The sequence below is a fragment of the Pseudomonas sp. K5002 genome (genome assembly GCF_013386655.1).
Lineage (GTDB): Bacteria > Pseudomonadota > Gammaproteobacteria > Pseudomonadales > Pseudomonadaceae > Aquipseudomonas.
Map to the genome: position 1 here is coordinate 1 of NZ_JACARK010000212.1, position 19,762 is coordinate 19,762.

General features: G+C 59.4%; 22 protein-coding genes. 15 read left to right on the plus strand and 7 right to left on the minus strand.

Going from position 1 to position 19,762, the window contains the following annotated elements; translation table 11 throughout:
- From argH to HX846_RS11665, 6 genes are all read left to right on the plus strand, one after another.
- Nucleotides 1-1,089 (plus strand): argininosuccinate lyase (gene argH, locus HX846_RS11640; RefSeq protein WP_178965418.1); only part of this gene is annotated, 1,089 nt, incomplete at its 5' end.
- Between the two features lie 138 nt (nt 1,090-1,227).
- On the plus strand, nt 1,228-2,106 hold the full coding sequence (locus HX846_RS11645) for an amino acid ABC transporter permease (RefSeq protein ID WP_003211504.1): 879 nt from the start codon (nt 1,228-1,230) through the stop codon (nt 2,104-2,106).
- Nucleotides 2,107-2,129: 23 nt separating this feature from the next.
- Complete coding sequence (locus HX846_RS11650; RefSeq protein WP_003211502.1) at nt 2,130-2,894, plus strand: amino acid ABC transporter ATP-binding protein; 765 nt, start codon at nt 2,130-2,132, stop codon at nt 2,892-2,894.
- Nucleotides 2,895-2,919: 25 nt separating this feature from the next.
- Nucleotides 2,920-3,741 carry an ABC transporter substrate-binding protein gene (locus HX846_RS11655; RefSeq protein WP_178965419.1) on the plus strand — a complete coding sequence of 274 codons (822 nt, stop codon included), beginning with the start codon at nt 2,920-2,922 and terminating at the stop codon, nt 3,739-3,741.
- A 147-nt stretch (nt 3,742-3,888) separates the two neighbouring features.
- On the plus strand, nt 3,889-5,058 hold the full coding sequence (locus HX846_RS11660; protein WP_003211499.1) for an MFS transporter: 1,170 nt from the start codon (nt 3,889-3,891) through the stop codon (nt 5,056-5,058).
- A gap of 64 nt (nt 5,059-5,122) precedes the next feature.
- Entirely contained in the window at nt 5,123-6,073 is a 951-nt protein-coding gene (locus tag HX846_RS11665; RefSeq protein ID WP_178965420.1) for a hypothetical protein, read from the plus strand.
- A gap of 12 nt (nt 6,074-6,085) precedes the next feature.
- On the opposite strand, the gene HX846_RS11670 is transcribed toward HX846_RS11665, so the two are convergent.
- From HX846_RS11670 to HX846_RS11680, 3 genes are all read right to left on the minus strand, one after another.
- Complete coding sequence (locus HX846_RS11670; RefSeq protein WP_087693112.1) at nt 6,086-6,742, minus strand: hypothetical protein; 657 nt, start codon at nt 6,740-6,742, stop codon at nt 6,086-6,088.
- A 43-nt stretch (nt 6,743-6,785) separates the two neighbouring features.
- Nucleotides 6,786-7,148: a hypothetical protein gene (locus tag HX846_RS11675; RefSeq protein WP_003211495.1), complete on the minus strand. Its 363-nt coding sequence runs from the start codon at nt 7,146-7,148 to the stop codon at nt 6,786-6,788.
- Between the two features lie 78 nt (nt 7,149-7,226).
- On the minus strand, nt 7,227-8,033 hold the full coding sequence (locus HX846_RS11680) for a sulfite exporter TauE/SafE family protein (protein WP_087693111.1): 807 nt from the start codon (nt 8,031-8,033) through the stop codon (nt 7,227-7,229).
- Between the two features lie 115 nt (nt 8,034-8,148).
- On the opposite strand from HX846_RS11680, the gene HX846_RS11685 reads away from it, so the two are divergent.
- The 4 genes from HX846_RS11685 to HX846_RS11700 all read left to right on the plus strand — a co-directional run bounded on the left by HX846_RS11685 (nt 8,149) and on the right by HX846_RS11700 (nt 10,066).
- Nucleotides 8,149-8,919, plus strand: a complete 771-nt coding sequence (locus HX846_RS11685; RefSeq protein WP_023659240.1) for a helix-turn-helix transcriptional regulator — start codon at nt 8,149-8,151, stop codon at nt 8,917-8,919.
- Nucleotides 8,920-9,022: 103 nt separating this feature from the next.
- Nucleotides 9,023-9,343 (plus strand): helix-turn-helix transcriptional regulator, encoded by a 321-nt coding sequence (locus tag HX846_RS11690; protein WP_023659239.1) that lies wholly within the window; start codon nt 9,023-9,025, stop codon nt 9,341-9,343.
- A 47-nt stretch (nt 9,344-9,390) separates the two neighbouring features.
- Entirely contained in the window at nt 9,391-9,753 is a 363-nt protein-coding gene (locus HX846_RS11695) for a type II toxin-antitoxin system RelE/ParE family toxin (protein ID WP_003211487.1), read from the plus strand.
- Nucleotides 9,728-10,066: a helix-turn-helix domain-containing protein gene (locus tag HX846_RS11700; RefSeq protein WP_003211485.1), complete on the plus strand. Its 339-nt coding sequence runs from the start codon at nt 9,728-9,730 to the stop codon at nt 10,064-10,066. The genes HX846_RS11695 and HX846_RS11700 overlap by 26 nt, the downstream gene beginning before the upstream one ends.
- A 28-nt stretch (nt 10,067-10,094) precedes the next feature.
- Here the strand turns inward: HX846_RS11700 and HX846_RS11705 are convergent, their stop codons facing one another.
- On the minus strand, nt 10,095-11,033 hold the full coding sequence (locus HX846_RS11705; RefSeq protein ID WP_008432938.1) for a GlxA family transcriptional regulator: 939 nt from the start codon (nt 11,031-11,033) through the stop codon (nt 10,095-10,097).
- A gap of 116 nt (nt 11,034-11,149) precedes the next feature.
- Between HX846_RS11705 and HX846_RS11710 the strand changes: the two genes are divergently transcribed.
- Entirely contained in the window at nt 11,150-11,944 is a 795-nt protein-coding gene (locus HX846_RS11710; RefSeq protein ID WP_008432939.1) for an SDR family oxidoreductase, read from the plus strand.
- Nucleotides 11,945-11,950: 6 nt separating this feature from the next.
- Here the strand turns inward: HX846_RS11710 and HX846_RS11715 are convergent, their stop codons facing one another.
- From HX846_RS11715 to HX846_RS11725, 3 genes are all read right to left on the minus strand, one after another.
- A complete protein-coding gene (locus tag HX846_RS11715; protein ID WP_256739807.1) occupies nt 11,951-13,333 on the minus strand; it encodes an amidase family protein in 1,383 nt (460 codons plus the stop codon).
- A gap of 235 nt (nt 13,334-13,568) precedes the next feature.
- Nucleotides 13,569-14,333, minus strand: a complete 765-nt coding sequence (locus HX846_RS11720) for an amidase family protein (protein ID WP_178965421.1) — start codon at nt 14,331-14,333, stop codon at nt 13,569-13,571.
- 123 nt (nt 14,334-14,456) lie between these two features.
- On the minus strand, nt 14,457-15,515 hold the full coding sequence (locus HX846_RS11725) for an MBL fold metallo-hydrolase (protein WP_003211475.1): 1,059 nt from the start codon (nt 15,513-15,515) through the stop codon (nt 14,457-14,459).
- 124 nt (nt 15,516-15,639) lie between these two features.
- On the opposite strand from HX846_RS11725, the gene HX846_RS11730 reads away from it, so the two are divergent.
- From HX846_RS11730 to HX846_RS11745, 4 genes are all read left to right on the plus strand, one after another.
- On the plus strand, nt 15,640-16,260 hold the full coding sequence (locus HX846_RS11730) for a TetR/AcrR family transcriptional regulator (RefSeq protein ID WP_003211473.1): 621 nt from the start codon (nt 15,640-15,642) through the stop codon (nt 16,258-16,260).
- Between the two features lie 189 nt (nt 16,261-16,449).
- Nucleotides 16,450-17,508, plus strand: coding sequence for a diguanylate cyclase (locus tag HX846_RS11735; RefSeq protein WP_003211472.1), 1,059 nt, complete (start codon nt 16,450-16,452; stop codon nt 17,506-17,508).
- Between the two features lie 239 nt (nt 17,509-17,747).
- Nucleotides 17,748-19,067 carry a PAS domain-containing methyl-accepting chemotaxis protein gene (locus HX846_RS11740; RefSeq protein ID WP_177008446.1) on the plus strand — a complete coding sequence of 440 codons (1,320 nt, stop codon included), beginning with the start codon at nt 17,748-17,750 and terminating at the stop codon, nt 19,065-19,067.
- Between the two features lie 80 nt (nt 19,068-19,147).
- Complete coding sequence (locus HX846_RS11745; protein WP_003211469.1) at nt 19,148-19,663, plus strand: DUF1003 domain-containing protein; 516 nt, start codon at nt 19,148-19,150, stop codon at nt 19,661-19,663.
- The last annotated feature ends 99 nt before the right edge of the window (nt 19,664-19,762 follow it).

The following is a 19,762-nucleotide window of genomic DNA, read 5'->3' on the forward strand; positions in this document are numbered from 1 at the left end:
AATGACCAGACGGCCAACGATTTGCGCCTGTTCCTGCGAGACCACGCGCGCACCATCACCACCGAGGTGTTGGGCTTGCAGCAGGCGCTGGTGGACCAGGCCGAGCAGCATATCGAGAGCATCTGCCCGGGTTTCACCCACTTGCAGCAGGCGCAGCCGATTGTGTTCGCCCATCACTTGTTGGCTCATGCGCAATCGATGCTGCGGGATGTGCAGCGCCTGGTGGATTGGGATGCGCGTACGGCGTTGTCGCCGCTGGGTGCTGCAGCGATGGCGGGCTCGGCAATTGCGCGCCAGCCGGAGCATTCGGCCAAGGAGATGGGTTACACCGGGCCGTGCGAAAACTCGATTGATGCTGTAGCCAGTCGTGACCACGTGGCGGAGTTTCTGTTTGTGGCGGGCATGCTCGGGGTGAATATTTCGCGGCTTTCGGAGGAGTTTTGCCTGTGGTCGTCGCGGCAGTTTCGCTGGGTGCAGTTGGACGATGCCTACGCCACCGGTAGCTCGATCATGCCGCAGAAGAAGAACCCGGACATTGCCGAATTGGCGCGGGGTAAAGCGGGGCGGCTGATTGGCAACCTGACCGGGCTGATGTCCACGCTCAAGTCGTTGCCGCTGTCGTACAACCGCGATTTGAGTGAAGACAAGCACAGTGTGTTGGACAGCGTGGATACGTTGCTGCTGGTGCTGCCGGCGATGGCCGGGATGGTCGCGACGATGAAGGTGCAGGTGGAAGAGCTGCGGCGTCAGGCGCCGATGGGTTTCACATTGGCAACTGAGGTGGCGGATTGGCTGGCAACTCGTGGTGTGCCGTTCAAGGAGGCCCATGAGATTACCGGTGCCTTGGTGCAGGCCTGTGAGAAGCATGAAATTGAATTGTGGGAAGCCTCGCCGGCGTTGTTGGCAGAGGTGGATACGCGGCTGACGCCGCAAGTGCGTGAGTGCCTGACCCTGGAAGCGGCGATTGCGGCGCGCAGTGGTTGGGGCGGTACGGCGCCGGAGCAGGTGCGGGAGCAGATTGGGCGGTTGAAGGTGGCCCTGGCTGCGCAACAGAAGTGGGCAGAAAACTACACCGGCTTTCGAATTTAAAGATCGTTCCCACGCTCTGCGTGGGAATGCCTCTTGTGACGATCCGCGTCACGCTTTGGGGACGCAGAGCATCCCTTGCTGCATTCCCACGCAGAGCGTGGGAACGATCAGTGTATTCAGTTGTTTTGGAGAGTCACCATGAAACAAACCCCGGCAGAGCGCTTGCAAGCCGAGCGCCAGCAGACCGAGAACCAGTTCGATATCACCCAGTACGAGCATGTGCCGCGTCGCTATTACGGGCGGATGTTTTTTGCCACGTTGATCGTGATCGCACTGGCTGCCTTGCTGCGTGCATTCGCCAACGGCCAGATCGAATGGTCCTACATCGGTCAGTTCCTCACGTCCGAGGCGATCATCTGGGGCCTGGTGAACACCATCATCATGTCGATCCTGGCCATGGCGCTGGGCGTGGTGATCGGGGTGATCACGGCGATCATGCGCATGTCGGCCAACCCGATCCTGCGCTACGTGGCCATCACCTACACCTGGCTGTTCCGGGGTACGCCGCTGATTCTGCAACTGCTGTTGTGGTTCAACCTGGCGCTGATTTTCCCGGTGATCGCGATTCCCGGCCTGTTCAGCATCGACACCGTGGACCTGATGACGCCGTTCGTGGCCGCCCTCCTCGGCCTGAGCATCAACCAGGGTGCCTACACCGCTGAAGTGGTGCGCGCCGGCCTGTTGTCGGTGGACACCGGTCAGTACGAAGCCGCCAAGTCGATCGGCATGCCGAGCCTTCAGGCGCTGCGTAGGGTGATTCTGCCCCAGGCGATGCGGGTGATCATTCCGCCTGTAGGCAACGAGTTCATCAGCATGGTGAAAATGACCAGCCTGGCGAGTGTGATCCAGTACTCGGAGCTGCTGCACAACGCGCAAAACATCTACTACGCCAACGCCCGGGTCATGGAGCTGCTGATTGTTGCAGGCATCTGGTACCTGGCGGTGGTGACTGTTCTTTCATTCGGTCAGAGCCGCCTCGAGCGTCGTTTTGCCCGCGGCGCCGGCAAGCGCTCGTAAGCCCTGACTGAGGAGATTTGCCCATGAGAAGCATCGTCAAGGCCGTGAACCTGAACAAGTATTACGACCAGTATCACGCGTTGCAGGACATCAACCTGGAAGTCGAACAAGGCGAAGTGCTGTGCATCATCGGCCCGTCCGGTTCCGGCAAAAGTACCCTGCTGCGCTGCGTCAATCAGCTGGAAAAAATCGACAAGGGCGGCCTGTGGGTCGACGGCGAACTGGTGGGTTACCGGGTCGTCGGCAACAAGCTGCACGAATTGAATGAATCACAGATCGCCCGTCAGCGGTTGGCCACCGGCATGGTGTTTCAGCGCTTCAATCTGTTCCCGCACATGACCGTGTTGCAGAACATCATCGAGGGCCCGTGCCAGGTGCTCAAGCGCTCGCCCAAGGAAGCCACCGAGGACGCGCTGGAGTTGCTGGCCCGCGTCGGCCTGGCGGACAAACGCAATGCCTACCCGGTGGAGTTGTCCGGCGGCCAGCAACAACGTGTGGCAATTGCCCGTGCGCTGGCGATGCGCCCCAAGCTGATGTTGTTTGACGAACCCACGTCAGCCCTCGACCCGGAGCTGGTAGGAGAAGTGCTGTCGGTGATGCGCGATTTGGCCACCACCGGCATGACCATGATTGTGGTCACCCATGAGTTGGGCTTCGCCCGCGAAGTGTCCAACCGCATGGTGTTTATGGATGCCGGCCAGATTGTGGAAGCCGGCAGCCCGGAAGAAATTCTAATAAGCCCACAAAACCCGCGTACCCAAAGCTTTATTTCTGCCGTTCGCACTTAACTAAAAAACTAACGAGAACGCCCCCATGAAAAATCTGTTTCTTCCAAGTTTGCTCGTAGGCTTGATGGCCTCCACTTCGGTTTTGGCGGCATTGCCGGCAGCGATCAAGGACAAGGGTGAGATCAGCGCGGCCATCGTGCCGAACTACCCGCCGATGGATTTCAAGGACACCGCCACCAACAAGCTCACCGGCCTGGACTTTGACCTGGGCAACGCCCTGGCCGAACGTTTGGGGGTGAAGATCAAGTGGCAGGAAACCGGCTTCGAACAAATGCTCAGCGGCCTGACTACCAAGCGTGTGGACATTGTGCTGTCGGGCATGAGCGACACTGCCGAGCGTCAGAAGGCGGTGACCTTTATCGACTACTTCACAAGCGGCCCGCAGCTGTACACCCTGGCCAAGCGTGAAGACCTCAAGGAATTGACTGACCTGTGCGGTAAAAAAGTCGGCACCAGCCGACGTACCACCTGGCCGTCGGAAATTACCGCGTGGAGCAAGGAAAACTGCGAAAAGGCCGGTAAGCCAGCCATCGTGGTGATTGGCACCGAGGGCTCGGCGGATGCGCGGGCACAGTTGCAGCAGAACCGTCTGGATGCGGCGATGCAGGGCAGTGAAACCATTCCTTACCTGATGTCGCTGGACAAGGGTAAGTACAAGCCGGTGGGCCTGGCGATTTCCAAGCAGTTCACCGGGCTTGGGATTGAGAAGAGCAATACTGAGTTGGTCACGGCCATCAGTGAGGCACTGCAGGGCATGATCGATGATGGGACCTACGGCAAGATCCTGAAGAAGTGGGACCTGGAGCAAGGTGCGGTTGAGAAGATCAGCATCAATGCCGGCCAGTAACTCGATCTAAATGTGGGAGCGGGCTTGCTCGCGAATGCGGTGGATCAGCCGGTACAGTTGGCACTGACACACCGCATTCGCGAGCAAGCCCGCTCCCACACTGGATCTTCATCGCCTTGAAAAAAGAATAAGGACATCCGCCCCACCGTGGCCACGTACTCCCTGGTAATCCGCCGCCTGATGATCTGCTCGGTGACCATCGTCGTCAGCCGCGCCATGACCAGCCCATTGCTCGCCCTGTTGCTGAGCACCCGCCTGGGCCTCAACCAGCAAGACATCGGCTTGCTGATGGGCATCGCCGTGTTCATCGCCACCCTGCTGGGCCTCTACGGTGGCTACATCATCGACCGCCTGGAAAAGCGCAAGCTGCTGATCCTGGCGATGCTTTCCAGCTCCATCGGTTTTTTGTTGCTGACCTTTGCCAGCAACCTGTACCTGACCACCCTGACCCTGGTGATCACCGAAGCCGCTTCGGCGCTGTTCCTGATCGGCTCCAAGGCGATCATCAGCGAGAACCTGCCGGTGGGCCAGCGGGCCAAGGTGTTTTCCCTGCGCTACACCCTGACCAATGTCGGCTATGCCACCGGCCCGATGCTCGGCGTGGTGATTGCCGGGCAGATGCCCCTGGCACCGTTCCTGATCGCCAGCGCGATTGCCTTTGGCAGCCTGTTCCTGATGATCGGCATCCCACCGACCCAGCGCGACGACAGCAACAAACCCTTAAGTTTTCTCAGCACCCTGAGGACCCTGCGCAGCGATCGCACCTTGATCCTGTTCACCAGCGGCAGCCTGTTGAGTACCATTGTCCACGGGCGCTACACCCTCTATCTGTCGCAATTTCTGCTGGTGGCCTACAAGCCGGAGAACGCGCTGAAAATTCTCTCTGCGGTGCTGGCGTGCAACGCCATTACGGTGATCCTGATGCAGTACCAGATCGGCCGCTTCCTCAAGCGTGAACAACTGCGCTACTGGATCGTGCTCGGCACCTCACTGTTTATTGCCGGGTTGATCGGCTTCAGCATGGCGGACGGCCTGGTGTCGTGGTGTGTCGCGATGTTTGTGTTCACCCTCGGAGAGATGATCATCTACCCGTCCGAGTTCCTGTTTATCGACACCATCGCCCCGGACGCCCTGCGCGGCAGTTATTACGGCGCACAAAACCTGGCGGCATTTGGCGGCGCCTTGAGCCCGGTAATCTGCGGCTACCTGCTGATCAATGCATCCCCCGCCTCGATGTTCTATGTACTGAGCGGGTTGACGGCAGTGGGTGGCACCTTGTGTTTCCTGAGTGGCCGGCGTGTGGTGGTCCGTGCGTAATTTCTACTGATATTTGCTCGATATCCCGCTATTAATAGCGAAATCTCTCACGGACCCGAGCCCCATGAAATTCGACACGGCCTACAGCCTGAGTCTCGACGACAAGCTGTCGATCTATGACGTGCGCGACCTGAATTTCGACGAAACCGCCGCCTTCGATTCCGACAAGGACAGTTTCCTGTGCCCCAACGACGAATGCCGGGCGGCGTTTGCGGCGGGCAATGTGTTGGGCACGTTCAATGCAAAAAACGTCAATTACCTGCGTACGCCCCACTTCAAGAACATCCCCAGCACCCGGCATATCGAGGGTTGCCGTTACGCCAGTCGCCCTGCCGGAAAAAGCGAATCTGAGGATGGGCCGGAGGAAAACTTTCCGTCGGAATTTGTCCTGACGCGGCGCCAGTACGAACGCAAAACGCCGGTCATCGGTGCTGAGGGTGGCACAGCACAAGAGCCGCCGAAAACGCCGGCAACCCGCAACGCCTTGTCTCACAGTTCAAGCGACACCACCCCGGACAAGACCAGCGTCTTTGCCCACCCCGTGGAATGCTACGTGTCGAATATCGGCGATAAGGAAAAGCTGAAAAGCATGCCCTTGAAGATCGGCGATCACACCGCGACCTACTGGACGTTTTTCAAGAAGATCGAATACCTACAAGACAATAAAGGCCTGATCTACTGGGGCAGGATCAAGGAGATCAAGGACTACACCAGCAGCTTTCGCATCGACTTCGAAAAGAAAGCCTGGCTCGACAAAAAGCCCTATTCCATCAACGTTTACCTGAGCAAAAAACTGATCGAGAACTACCGCAAGCGCAAGGCGTTCCTGGAGCAGATCAAGGCCGCGGTGGACAGTGATCGAGCGCTGTATTGCTTCTTCTACGGGGTAACGCCGGAGCTGAAACAGGTGCCAAGCAAGAAAAACCCCGAGCAGACGTTCGGGGTATTCAGTGCCAATATCGAGAACCTCGATCACCTGATTATTCGCGAGGCGCCGGGGTTGGGAGAACGGTAATGCGATTCCAGGTCAGGCCCTTCGGCTGAATAAACGGTACTTTTCACGTGCAAGTGCGGCGCCCGCAGGGTCCAAGCCGCCTACCGTGACCAACCAGTGAATCAGCATTTCCTCATCCGGTAAATGAAGCCCCTTCACATCTTTCAAGCTTCGAGGCGTATGGTTGATTCGAGCGTCGTAATGCAGAGCGCTCCAAGGCATTGCAACAAGATCCACGCCTTCTGCGTCCATCTCAAAACTCCGCAATATTTCGTTGATTTGAGTCTGCGCACTCCGATCACCCCGCTGCTGTAGAGAGTACGACTCGACCAAACTGACAAATTGCTGCTCAGGCACAGACGGATCAACCAAATCCAAAACATCAGACTTCAAGGCGAGATCTAAAACACCACTCATCCACCGATTAATAAAGGTGCGCACGAAGCCATCGGCGTCGGCTTTTTTCATATCAAAAAACAGCATGCAATAGCGGGTTTTCAGATGTATCGCCAACAGCACATGTTTACGTTGCACCGTCGCGGCATGGACCAGCCACTGATGAGGGTCGGCGTACAGGTCATCGCCCTGGCGCTCTTGTGTCGGCGTTTTTTGAACCGGGGTAATTTTTTTGCCTTTGTGAACCCGGCTAAAAAAATTACCAGCCGCCTGCGTACAATTAAAACTAAGCATCAAGATATTTCCTGAACATTCTGACTGAAGTCTAAGACAAGACTCAGTCGCCTTGTACGTGTGCAGCAACCCACTCGATTTCGTAACGCTGCCTGACCGCGTAGCCGATAGCGCTCAATGTCTCTTCGCTTAATACCGACAACTCTGAATCACTCAACAAATCATGCCTGATCATTTGCGCAAGGCTCTCGCGGGCTTTCGAACGACTGTAGAGATCAAACATTCGGACGACATCGTTATCGCGATCCCTGGTGAGGCTATACAGCGTCCTGTACCGAGCCTCGGCAGAAAGCGTTTCGCGCTCGCTGATGGTCTTTGCATCAGCCAGTACGCCTAGGTAAAAGCGTTCAAGCGCCAATGCCCTGAGGACTTTGAACTTCTGCCAATCGCTTTCGGAAATGGACATGACATTCCCCCGGTCACTTTCTTTTGAATAGAGAAGTAACCCTAGCCTGCGGCTAAAAGAACGCAAAATCCACTTGCGTCAGACCAGCATGCTCACCATCACCACGCCCAACAACCCGATATACACCCGCGCATGCAGTGCATCCGGGATGCGACCGATCCACGGCGTGGCCAGGCGAATGCCCAGCAGCGAGCCCAGGGTGAGGATGGCGAACGCCAGCAAATCGACATAGCCGACAAACCACGCGCCCAATTGCACCTTGGCGAATCCCGCCATGAGCATGTAGGTAAATGTACCGGCCAGCGCCACCGGCACGCTCAGCGGATTAGCCATGGACGTGGACTGGGACATGCTCAAGCCACAACGGCGCAACAGCGGCACGGTCATCACGCTGCCGCCCACCCCCAGGAAGGTCGCGATCAGGCCAATGGCGATGCCGCCGCCCGTCACTTCCGCGCCGCTCAGGCGTCGTGGCTGGAGCCTGTCGTCCTGGCTGAGAAAGCCCCTGCGTAATAGGCAATCGACAATGGTGATGGCCAGGTAGGCGATAAAGGCGTACCGCATGAAATCGCCGCTGGCGAACATTGCAGCCCCTGCGCCCAGCACGGCGCCGCCCCCGATGTACCCGCCCAACGGCCACAGGTAATGGCGAATCAGATTACCTTTGCGCTGGTGTTTTCCGGTGGCAAGCAGCGCGTTGACGATCATCACGCAGGTGGAGGTGGCGACCGCGATATGCATCGCTGATTCACTCACGCCCGCGTCGTGGCTGAGCTTGAGCATGCCGTACAGCAACGGCACCACCACGAACCCGCCACCGAAGCCGAACAGCACAGCGGTTACGCCGGTCATGCAGCCGAACAGTGCCAGTAATAGATAGAACATCGAGAATCGCCTTCAGTATCAGGGAGAGCTGTCGACGATAGAGACTCAAGGCTTGGCCCGCTTGCGCATGTCGGCCAATAATGTGCGAGATATTGCCACTTCCGGAATCAGCTCCATGCGCAACGTTTCCATCGCTCAGCTCGACCTGACCCCGCGAACGGTCGTGGCAATCGGCACCGACTATCCCCACGGCTATCTGCTCAAGCGCCACAGCCATCGGCGCGGCCAGTTGCTGTATGGCGCCACCGGGGTGATGCAAGTCAGCACCCAGCAAGGCAACTGGGTTGTGCCGCCCCAGCGCGCGGTGTGGATTCCCGCCCAAGTGCCCCATGAAGTGCTGATGCTCGGCGTGTCGACGCGCAGCCTGTATATCGAACCGCACGCCGTCACCGACTTGGGCACCGACTGCCACGTCATCAACGTTTCCCCCCTGATGCGCCAGCTGCTGATGGAGGCGGTGGAGCTGCCGCTGGAATACGACGAGGCCGGGCGCGACGGTGCGCTGGTCAGCCTGCTGTTGCATGAACTGGCACGCGCCACGCACTTGCCCCTGCATATCCCGCTGCCGGAGGACCCTCGCCTGCTTGCTCTGTGCCTGGCGTTTCTGCAGCGGCCGGACGTGCACCAGTCACCGGTTCAATGGGCGCAACAATCGCACCTGAGCCTGCGCACCTTCAGCCGGCATTTCCGCCAACAAACCGGCCTGAGCTTCGTGCAGTGGCGCCAGCGAGCCTGTGTTGTGCAGGCCTTGGCGCGGTTGGCCAGCGGTGCAAGCGTCACCCGGATCGCCCTGGACCTGGGCTATGAAAACCCGGCGGCATTTTCCAGCATGTTCCGCCGGGTGCTTGGGCAGTCACCGAGCACCTACCTGGAAGGGGCGAAATAGAGCGGCGGCAGCGCTATCGGAAAATCCAGTTGATGAGCGGTCAAAACAACTGTACAAAAACACAGTATAGTTTGCCCTCCCCCGTCGAACCTGGAGAAAGTCCATGTCCTCTCTGGCAATGAGCAGCACTGTAGAACAGCAGATCGTCCTTCATCAATTCACCCCACGGCACAGCGTCCAGGCCCGCCTGATGCTGGGCTGGAGCCGGGAAGACCTGGCCCGGGAAGCGGATGTGGAAGTGGACGCCCTTCAACGTTTTGAAAGCCATGGCGACGTGGACGATGCTGTCCGCCTGAGTGTGGCGTTTCGCCTGGAGGCTGAAGGGTTGGTGTTTTTCCCGGGCTTTGCGCCGGGTTGGGGGATGAATGTGCGGGGCTCTTTGCCACTGTCGTCAGAGCATTCAGTGCTTGAAACGGTTGAGTAAGATTTCTCTTCGCGCTGACGCTTATCCCTATTTAGGTATATCCTCTCATGAGTTCATGGAAGCCACTCCTCTGGGTGGGCGGTAGCAAGAAAGATCTGCAGCAAATGCCTGGGCCTGTTCAAGATGTGTTTGGCTTTGCGCTCCACCTCGCCCAAGGAGGAGGCAAGCACTCACAGACCAAGGCATTGAAAGGGTTTGGCGGTAACGCGGTACTTGAGGTGGTGGAGGATTTCGACAGCAACACTTATCGTGGTGTGTATACCGTCCGTTTCGACTCAGCTGTTTATGTCCTTCATTGCTTCCAGAAAAAGTCGACGAAAGGCATCGCTACAGCACAGCACGACATACAACTGATCAAACAGCGACTCAAGGCGGCGCAGGATCATGCACAAGCATCACAACGCGATTGAGATCGAAGAAAGCACCGGCAATGTCTATGAAGACATCGGGCAGCCCGACGCCAGTGAAATGCAGGTCAAGGCACAGCTGGCGACGAAGATTGGTGAGATTCTCAAGGCACGTAGCCTCACTCAGGCACAAGCCTCCGTCATTCTCGGTTTATCCCAACCTAAGGTGTCTGAAATGCTGCGTGGCAGGTTTCGGGGTATCAGTGAAGCCAAAATGCTTGAGTGTTTGTCGCGCCTGGGGCGCGATGTGCAAATCGTTATTACGGCTGCGCCAGCTTCACGTACTCAAGGACGTATTGAAGTGCTATTCGCCTGAGTTGCCCTAGGTTCTGGCTCCCGCAAGTTCACGCTTGCAACTGCAACGCCCGACGGATCATTTGTGGCGGTTGGCCAAACGCTCGCAGGAAGGCTCGACGCATGCGCTCCGGGTCACCGAAGCCCGTCTCCCGGGCGACGACGTCGATGGAGTGGCTGCCGGATTCGAGCATCAACCGGGCGGCTTCAATGCGCAGGTGTTCTACCGCCTTGGCCGGCGATTGCCCGGTTTCGGCGCGGAACAGTCGGCTGAACTGACGCGGGCTGAGGTGTGCCGCTTGCGCCAGTTGTTCTACCGAGAGGTCCTCGTGCAAGTGCCCTTTGGCCCACGCCAGGGCGGTTTGTACGCGGTCAGACTTTGGGTCCAGTTCCAGCAACGCCGAGAACTGCGACTGGCCACCGGCACGGCGATGGTAAACCACCAGTTTTTTCGCCACGTCGCGGGCCACTTCCACGCCCAAATCGTGCTCGACCAGGGCCAGGGCCAGGTCGATGCAGGCGGTCATCCCGGCAGAGGTCCAGAGCGGGCCATCGACGGTGAAGATCCGGTCTTCCTCCAGCTTCACGTTGGGGTAGCGCTGGCGAAACGTCATGGCGTGGTACCAGTGGGTGGTTGCCTTGCGCCCTTCCAACAGGCCGGCCGCTGCCAGGTGGAACGAACCGGTGCAGGCCGATGTAACCCGGCGCGACGCCGTCAACGACGCTTGCAGGTACTCCACCATGCCAGGAGTGGGCTCAAGTAGTTCGTTGTCCCCCAGCACCAGGATCGTGTCGTAGACCTGCTGCCCGAACGCCAGGCTATCAATGGCAAAGCCCATGGAGCTTTTTATCGGCCCGCCATGCTCCGACAACAAGTCCACGCGGTAGAACGGTCGCCCCACCACGAAGTTGGCAAACTCGAACACGCTGCTGGTGGACAGGCTGAGCACCTGGAAACCGGGAAAAAGCAGGATACCGACGGACACCATGGCCAAACCTCATGTCTCTAAAGGAGGGATATACGACATTGCAGCCACCACATTACACCCATAATCTTGGTTCCAACAAGGCCGACTCCCTCCCCGGCCCATTTGGAGCAACTGCCATGTCGCAACACAAAGGTTATGCCCTGATTACCGGTGCCTCGTCAGGAATTGGTGCGGTGTATGCCGACCGCCTGGCCCGTGCCGGCTACGATCTGATTCTGGTGGCCCGCAACCAGCAACGTCTGGAGCAGTTGGCAACACGCTTGAAAGCCAATACCCAGCGTGACGTGCAGGTGATAGCGGCCGATCTCAATCTGCCAGCCGACTTGGCGCGAATCGCCCGGATCGCGCACGAAGACAGCCGTATCAGCCTGCTGGTGAATAACGCCGGTGTGGGCGCCACGGCTTCGCTGCTGGAGTCGGATGCCGACAAAATGGACGCGATGATTCTGCTGAACGTACTGGCGCTGACCCGCCTGGCCAAAGCCGCGGCAACCAACTTTGTCGCCCAGGGCCGTGGCACGATTATCAATATCGGCTCGATTGTCGCTCTCGCTCCCAAAGTGCTGAACGGCGTGTATGGCGGTACCAAAGCGTTCGTGCAGGCGTTCAGCGAATCGCTGCAGCATGAGCTGAGTGACAAGGGCGTGGTGGTCCAGGTAGTGCTGCCAGGCGCTACCGCCACGGAGTTCTGGGACATCGCCGGCCTGCCTGTGAACAACCTGCCGGAAGCCATGGTGATGACCACCGAGAACCTGGTGGACGCCGCCCTGGCAGGCCTTGCCCAGGGTGAAGCCGTGACGATTCCGTCCCTGCCGGACAGCGCCGATTGGGACACCTACGAAAGCGCACGGCTGGCCCTAGGCCCGAACCTGTCGCACCGTGAACCCGCCGCTCGTTATGGGTTGAAGTAATCCGGACTAGCGCAGGCCGGGTGTAAACGCAGGCTTCCTAATTGCATGGGAGGCCTGCTCATACCCGTAGGCGACCGACAGCAACGTGGCTTCGCTCAAATTTGCGCCATAAAAGTGAACAGCCGTTGGCATCCCTTCGTCGTCCATTCCCGATGGCATGGAGATACCGGGATAACCGGCCACTGCCGAGTAGTAGTAACTGTACGAGTGAAAATTGGACACTATTGCGTCAAGCTTATGCTCGGCCAGCGGCTTATCGATGGTGCTTTTGAAAATCGGGCCGATGGCAGCCCATAACTCATTGCGCGCCTCATCACTGATATCCATCCCGTTGATCATGGTGAGCATCTGTTGATCCGGCACACCCGGACCGCTGTTGCGCTCGTTGAATTCAATCAGCTCAGCCAGCGACTTCACCGGCAAGCCTGCCCGTCCGGCGAGGTAGGCTTCAAGCTGGTGTTTAACGTCCGATAACAACGCGTCGTTATATTGTTCATGGGTTTCGTACGGGACGCCCTCACCCAGTTGACCCACGGGTACCAATGTCGCGCCCTTGCCCCGCAGCAACGTAATGGCATCCTCGAAGTGCTGCCTGTCGGCTATTTTCGCCGGGTCGTTGGCATCTTCTGCTGATAACTCAGGCAACGGCGTATAGCCGATGCGCTTGCCCACCAAGGCGTCAGGCTTGATTCCCTGGGTGTAGCGGTTGGTATCCGTCATCGCATCCAGTGCTTGCGCCGCATCACGTACGTTACGGGTGAAGGTGCCCACCGTGTCCTGGCGGGAACTGGTCATCACCCCTTCAGTGCTCACTAACCCTTCGGTCGGTTTGAAACCAATAACACCGTTGTAAGCCGCCGGCGTAATGATTGAACCATTGGTTTCGACCCCCAATGCCAAGGGCACAATCCCTTGAGCAACGGCTACCGCAGAGCCCGTACTCGATCCCGCCGCCTGGCCATCCAGCCGATGCGGGTTGAGGGTCAAGCCGCCCCTGGAGCTCCAGCCATCAACCGGCGCCTCAGAGCGAAAATTGGACAATTCGCTCATGTTGGTTTTTCCAATAATCACAACGCCAGCCTTCAGCAGGTTGTCCACCACCTTGGCGTTCCTTGAAGCGGGCCTGCCCACCAGCGCCATGGAGCCACCGCTGGTCTGCATCTTGTCGCCGGTTTCGAACACATCCTTGAGCGCTATCGGAACGCCATGCAAAGGCCCGCGCACTTTGCCTTCGGCCCGCTCCAGATCCAGCGCACGGGCTTTCACACGAGCGTCAGGATTGATTTCAATGAACGCATTGCCGCCCTGCAAGCCCTTGTCCATGGTGGCGATCAGCTTCAGCGAATCCCTCACCACCGAATCGGAACTGGCCCCATTGGGCCGGGTCATGGCCGCTGCCAAATCGTCGGCACTCCTGTAGGCCTGTGGCGGGTTCACCACTGCATCGAAAAGCCCCGCTGCCCATCCCGCGCCCAAACCTGGTCCGATCATAAATACTCCCCGCCTGCCTGAATGTTGGGAATACCGTTCGATATCCCTGCCTCAGTCTAAGAAGCGAAATACTCGATGACTCGGGGGCAACTCTTACCGCGGCGTACGATCACTCTCCCCATGGCGTAGGCCCTTAAAGCCGCCCTAGAACCTGCTGACAACCTCCCACCAACGCCGCCAGACGATCTCTGGACCAGTGCGCACCATAGAACCAGACGACCCTCGACACCCCGTCGACGTCGGTGCCCGCGGGCACGCTGAAGCGTGGGTTATCGGCAGTCGCTGCTTTGTGGAAAGCAACACCTTGCGCATCCGCCACCACCCCATCCAGGCGGTTTTCCGTGACCCGGTCGTTAATCTCATTGCCGGGGTCCAGGGTGAAGTGACGTGTGTCATCGGTCACCCGCGCCGTCACAGGCACCAATTGCGCACCGGCTGCACGCAGTACGTCCAGTACCCGGGCAAAGTGCGAGCTGTGTTTGGCGGGTTTGCGCACATCACCGGTAACGTACTCGCTGGCAAAACCAATACGGCTGCCAGCCAGGGGCGGTGTGTTGATCAGATGACCCGGATCAGCGACGGGTGGAATCTCCACCATCACCCGCCCCTCAGGGTCGACGCCGCTGAGGGCAATCAGTGATAACGCGGGATCGCGCACGCTGTGCATCATGGGGCCAGGGAGGTCGAGCCTGGGGCCGTAACCGCCCGTGGAGCCAAACTCCAGGCCGCCCTGGTGAGTGGCCGAATTGACGATCGTACCGGCCGCATGACTGCCAAACACAACACCCTGGCTGGCAGTGGGGGCGCAAGGCTGGGGAGTACAACTGTCCCCCGATCCTGAAGGCTTGAACAGGCAACGCACGCCCGGCCCCGTGACCTTCCTACTCTTATCGTCCATACACTCCCACGCCCCGGAATAAAGTTTCGAGGCGTGATTGCATCCCTTCAGCGAGGTGGATGTCTGTCGGAAATGGCTGGTTTTGGCTCGTTCAAAATCCCTGAGCGCGCGATCAGACGGTGATTATCCGCTGACGTGCGCTTCACTGCCCTGATGCTCGACTTCCAGCCACCAGGCCTGCCCGCGCTCCGGCTGGTTGAGCATGAACGCCTGCCCCATCGCCGGTGTGGTGATCGACACGTTACGCTCCCATGCCAGCGCCATGATGCGGTCGAAGGGTTCGTGCCATGCATGAAACGCCAGGTCGAACGTGCCGTTATGGATCGGCAGCAGCCAGCGGCCCTTCAAGTCGATGTGCGCCTGCAGGGTTTCTTCCGGTTGCATGTGCACGTGGGGCCAGTCGACGTTGTAGGCACCCGTCTCCATCAGGGTCAGGTCAAACGGGCCGTACTGCTCGCCGATACGCTTGAAGCCCTCGAAATAGCCGGTATCACCACTGAAGAAAATTCGCCGTGAGCCGTCGATCATCACCCACGAACACCAGAGCGTCTGGTTGCCATCGAACAGGCCGCGCCCGGAAAAGTGCTGGGCCGGCGTGGACACAAAACGAATCCCGTCCACTTCAGTGCCCTGCCACCAATCCAGCTGCCGCACCTTGCTGGCATCCACGCCCCACTTGACCAGCGTATCGCCCACACCCAGCGGCGCGAGGAAATAGCGGGTCTTGTCCGCCAGTTGCACCACCGCCTTGTGGTCCAGATGGTCGTAGTGGTTGTGGGAAAGAATCACCGCCTCGATCGGCGGCAGGTCCTCAAGGCTGATCGGCGGCTGATGGAAACGCTTGGGGCCCGCCCAACTGAACGGCGAAGCACGCTCGGCGAACACCGGGTCGGTCAGCCAGAACTTGCCGCGCATTTTCAGCAGCACGGTGGAATGGCCGAGGCGGAAAACGCTATGGTCCGGGGCGGCAAACAGTTGCTCGCGAGTCAGCGGCTGCACCGGGATCTCACCCACCGGGCGCGTGCTACGGGGCTTCTGGAAGAGCATCTTCCACATGATGCCCAGGGTCTTGCCCAAGCCGCCATGCTGGATGGGCTTCTGATTGGTGAAGTGACCTTGATGCTGTTCGGAAGACTTGGGCGCTGTAGAAGAACTGTCGAGACGGGTTGAGATCGTGGCCATTACCGAGGAACTCCTGCAGACTGCTCTAAAAATTACACTGCACAGTGTAGTTTCTAGATTGCAACAAAACCGGGAGCAAGTAAACTACCGAGTGTAAGTTTCCCTTCAGAGCCGAACTCCCACCATGACTGTACCCCTGCGCCTCACCGACCGTAAACGCGAAGCCATCGTGGCAGCCGCCATTGCCGAGTTTCGTGACAACGGGTTCGAGGTCACCAGCATGGACAAGATTGCCGCCACGGCGGGGGTTTCCAAGCGCACGGTGTACAACCACTTCCCGAGCAAGGAAGAGCTGTTCGCCGAGATCCTGCATCAACTGTGGGCCAGCAGTGTTGCGCAACTGGACGTCAGCTACGCCAGCGACCGCCCGCTGCGGGAGCAACTGCGCGGGTTGCTGCAGGCCAAGATGACGATGATGTCGGACGCCAACTTCCTCGACCTGGCCCGGGTCGCGATTGCCGCCACCATCCACTCGCCGGAACGTGCCCAGGACATGGTCAACCGCCTGAGCAAGCGTGAAGAAGGCTTCACCCAATGGGTGCGCGCCGCCCAGGAAGACGGCCGGCTGAGCTGCACCGACCCATGCTTCGCCGCCCACCAGGTGCAAAGCCTGCTCAAGGCCTTTGCCTTCTGGCCACAGATCACCCTCGGCCAGCCGACCCTGGACGCCGACGCCCAAGCGAACGTCATCGAGTCGGCCATCGACCTGTTCCTCGCAGGCTATGAGGTCGTGCCACAGCACTGACCTGTTGCAGGAACGACATCCAAGGTCGTTTTTTATCTGATTCGCCGCGTGTCCTTTGCAAATGGCCTGGAAGGACACTGATTATTCCCACGCGAATAACTGACAATATTCACACGTATTATCCGACCAGTGGTTTTCCCGATCACGTGTGCCGTCGTACCTGCAAAAAAAGAATCGACCCAGGAATCTATGGAAAACCAACGAGGCAAAGGGCTGTCATTTGCCAGACGTATCTACAGGCCAAGGATCATCGGCCTGGGCATCGGCTGCATCAGCGTCATCGCCGCGCTCTACCCACTGCAAATGCCAGGCTGGGTCTGGGCGTTGCTGCTGTTCAATGGTTTTGGCTGGGCGCACCTGGCCTATCAACTTTCGACCCGCTCTGATTTCCCCTACAAGGCGGAACGGCGAAACCTGCTCTACGACTCACTGCTCGGCGGGTTCTGGGCGGCGACTACACAGTTCACGCCACTGACGGCCGTGACCATCCTGTCGATGATGACCATGAACAACGTCGCCGCCGGCGGCAAACGCCTGTTCCTCCACGGCATCGTGGCGCAACTGGCAGGTATCGGCGTGTCCTGGCTGCTGTTTGGCATCCACTTCAATCCCGACGTCAGCCTGGTCCAGGTCTACGCCTGCCTGCCGATGCTGACCCTGTATCCCATGGCGCTGGGCATGGTCTGCTACCGCCTGGCGATCAAATTGTCGGAACACAAACGCGCCCTGAGCGCCCTGAGCCGCACCGACAGCCTCACCGGCCTGCTCAACCACGGTTCGTGGAAAGACCTGCTGCACCTGAAGTTTCACAAGTGCCAGCAACAACATGGGAACGCCACCATCGCGCTGATCGACATCGACCATTTCAAGCAGATCAACGACAGCTATGGGCACATCATCGGTGACCAGGTTCTGCGCCAACTAAGCCTGGAACTTCGACGCAACCTGCGGGCAAACGACCTGGCCGGGCGATACGGCGGCGACGAGTTCTGTGTGATTCTTCCGGACATGCCCATGGAACAGGCCGCGCAAGTCATGGAACGCATGCGCGAGGTGTTCAGCAATTACCGCAACCCGGAAATCCCCGAACTGCGGGTCAGCCTGAGCATTGGCCTGGCGTCTTTCCAGAGCACCTTCACCGACGCGGCCATGTGGCTCAACGCAGCGGACCGCGCGCTGTACGCGGCCAAGGACACCGGCCGTAACCGAGTCAATATCAGCGACTACGTGGTCGCCCATTCCGCCTGAATCCCGCCCTCTGCATCTCGTCTGAATTAAACGCGCCCGTCGCCGACCGATAGCATAATGCCGCCATTGGTCGACTGGCATAGAACTTCTTGCCGGCCATACGACTCAGAACCCGCTGTTCCACCCCGCTGCCAGCACAAGGAAGCTGGCAATGAGCACGTTTGCCGTATGGCCAGGCCTTACGGTGGCAGGCGACCCCATGGATACCCCCGACGCTTGCTTCCCCCGAGCACACGACCATGCTATTCAACGCCCATAAAAAAACCATCAGTACCCTGCAAGCCACCCTTGCCCAGCAAGCCAGCCTTCTCGACGCCATCGACCGCTCCATGGCGGTGATTGAATTTGATCTGCAAGGCACGGTCCTGCGGGCCAACGAGAATTTCCTCAAGGCCATGGGCTACACCGCCGACCAAGTCGTGGGCCAGTCCCACCGCCTGTTCTGCACCCCGGCCTTTGCCCGCAGCGCCGAGTACGGCCAGCTATGGACGCAACTGCGCAACGGCCAATTCCAGTCCGGCACCTTTGAGCGCGTGACCAGCGGCGGCCAGCCGATCTGGCTGGAGGCCAGCTACAACCCGGTGCGCGACGAGTCCGGCAGCGTGGTGAAAGTGGTGAAGTACGCCATGGACGTCACCCCGAAAATGCAGGCCGAGAGCGAAGCCAACGCCAAGTTGCAGGCCATCGACCGCGCCATGGCGGTGATCGAGTTCAACCTCGACGGCACCATCATCAGCGCCAACCAGAATTTCCTGCAGCGCATGGGCTACAACCTGGCGCAGGTGCAGGGCAAGCATCACCGCATGTTCTGCACACCGGAGCTGGCCAACAGCAGCGCCTACAGCGATTTCTGGCGACGGCTGAACCAGGGTGAGCTGTTCAACGGCCAGTTCGAACGCATCGACAAAAACGGCCAGGTGGTGTGGCTGGAAGCCAACTACAACCCGGTGTACGACGCCAGCGGGCGCCTGTGCAAGGTGGTGAAATACGCCTCCGACGTCACGGCCATGGTGGAGAAACACGCGGCCGACGCACAAAGCGCCACCCAGGCTTATCACATCTCGCTGCAAACCCGGGACATCGCCGAAAAAGGCGCCGAGGTGATCCAGCAGACCGCCACCGGCATGCGTGAGATTGCCGCCAATATCGACGGTTCTTCCGCGCTGATCGCCAAGCTGGGCGAGCGTTCGCAGCAGATCACCGCCATCGTCAACACCATTCGCGGGATTGCCGACCAGACCAACCTGCTGGCATTGAACGCTGCCATCGAAGCCGCACGCGCCGGCGAACAAGGGCGTGGCTTTGCGGTGGTGGCCGATGAAGTGCGGCAATTGGCGGCGCGCACCAGCGGTTCAACGGCCGAGATTTCGTCGATGATCGAGATGATCCAGACCGAAACCCGCCAGGCCATCGACAGCATGGACGGTACCCGCGACCGCGCCGCCCAGGGCGTGGACCTGGCCAACCAGGCCGGCACGGTGATCCTGCAGATTCGCGAAGGCGCCAGCGAGGCGGTGCAGGCTGTGAGTGCGTTTGCCAATGAACGGGGCAACAGGTAAGCGACAGGGTTCTTCATGTGCCAGGCCGAGGGCTCGGTCTATAGTGGTGGCTTGTCTTACGCCACGGATTCGAGCCCGCCATGACCCCGGATAAACCTGAAGCCAACGTTGACCACCTGCGCTTTCATCGTAAACACGCCCATCTCGCGCCGACCTTTGGCAACGACACCTTTGCGTTGAAAGCCGAAGCCTTCGCGCGCTTCTTTGGTACTCCGACGTTCCTGGGGGCGCAAACGGCAATCGTGATTCTGTGGGTCGTGCTCAACATGACCGGCATCACGCACTTTGACGTCTACCCGTTCATCCTCTTGAACCTGGCGTTCAGCCTGCAATCGGCCTATGCCGCGCCACTGATCCTGCTGGCTCAGACCCGCCAGGCCGCACGGGACAAGGCCCAATCCGACGCCGACGCCCAGCACCGCGAAGCCCTGGCCGTGGCCAACACCGAACGCCAGGCCCAGGCCGCGCAGACCACCAAGCAACTCCTGGAACTGTTGGAGCAGAACACCAAGCTCACCGAGATGACCAAACAACTGACCGAACGCATCGAAGGGCTGACCAGCGAAATGCACGACCAATTCGTGCGCAAGACCTGACCCTCCCACGCATCCCGTGTGGGAGCTGGCTTGCCTGCGATTGCGTCTGCGCGGTATGCCTGATGCACCACAGCGCCTGTATCGCAGGCAAGCCAGCTC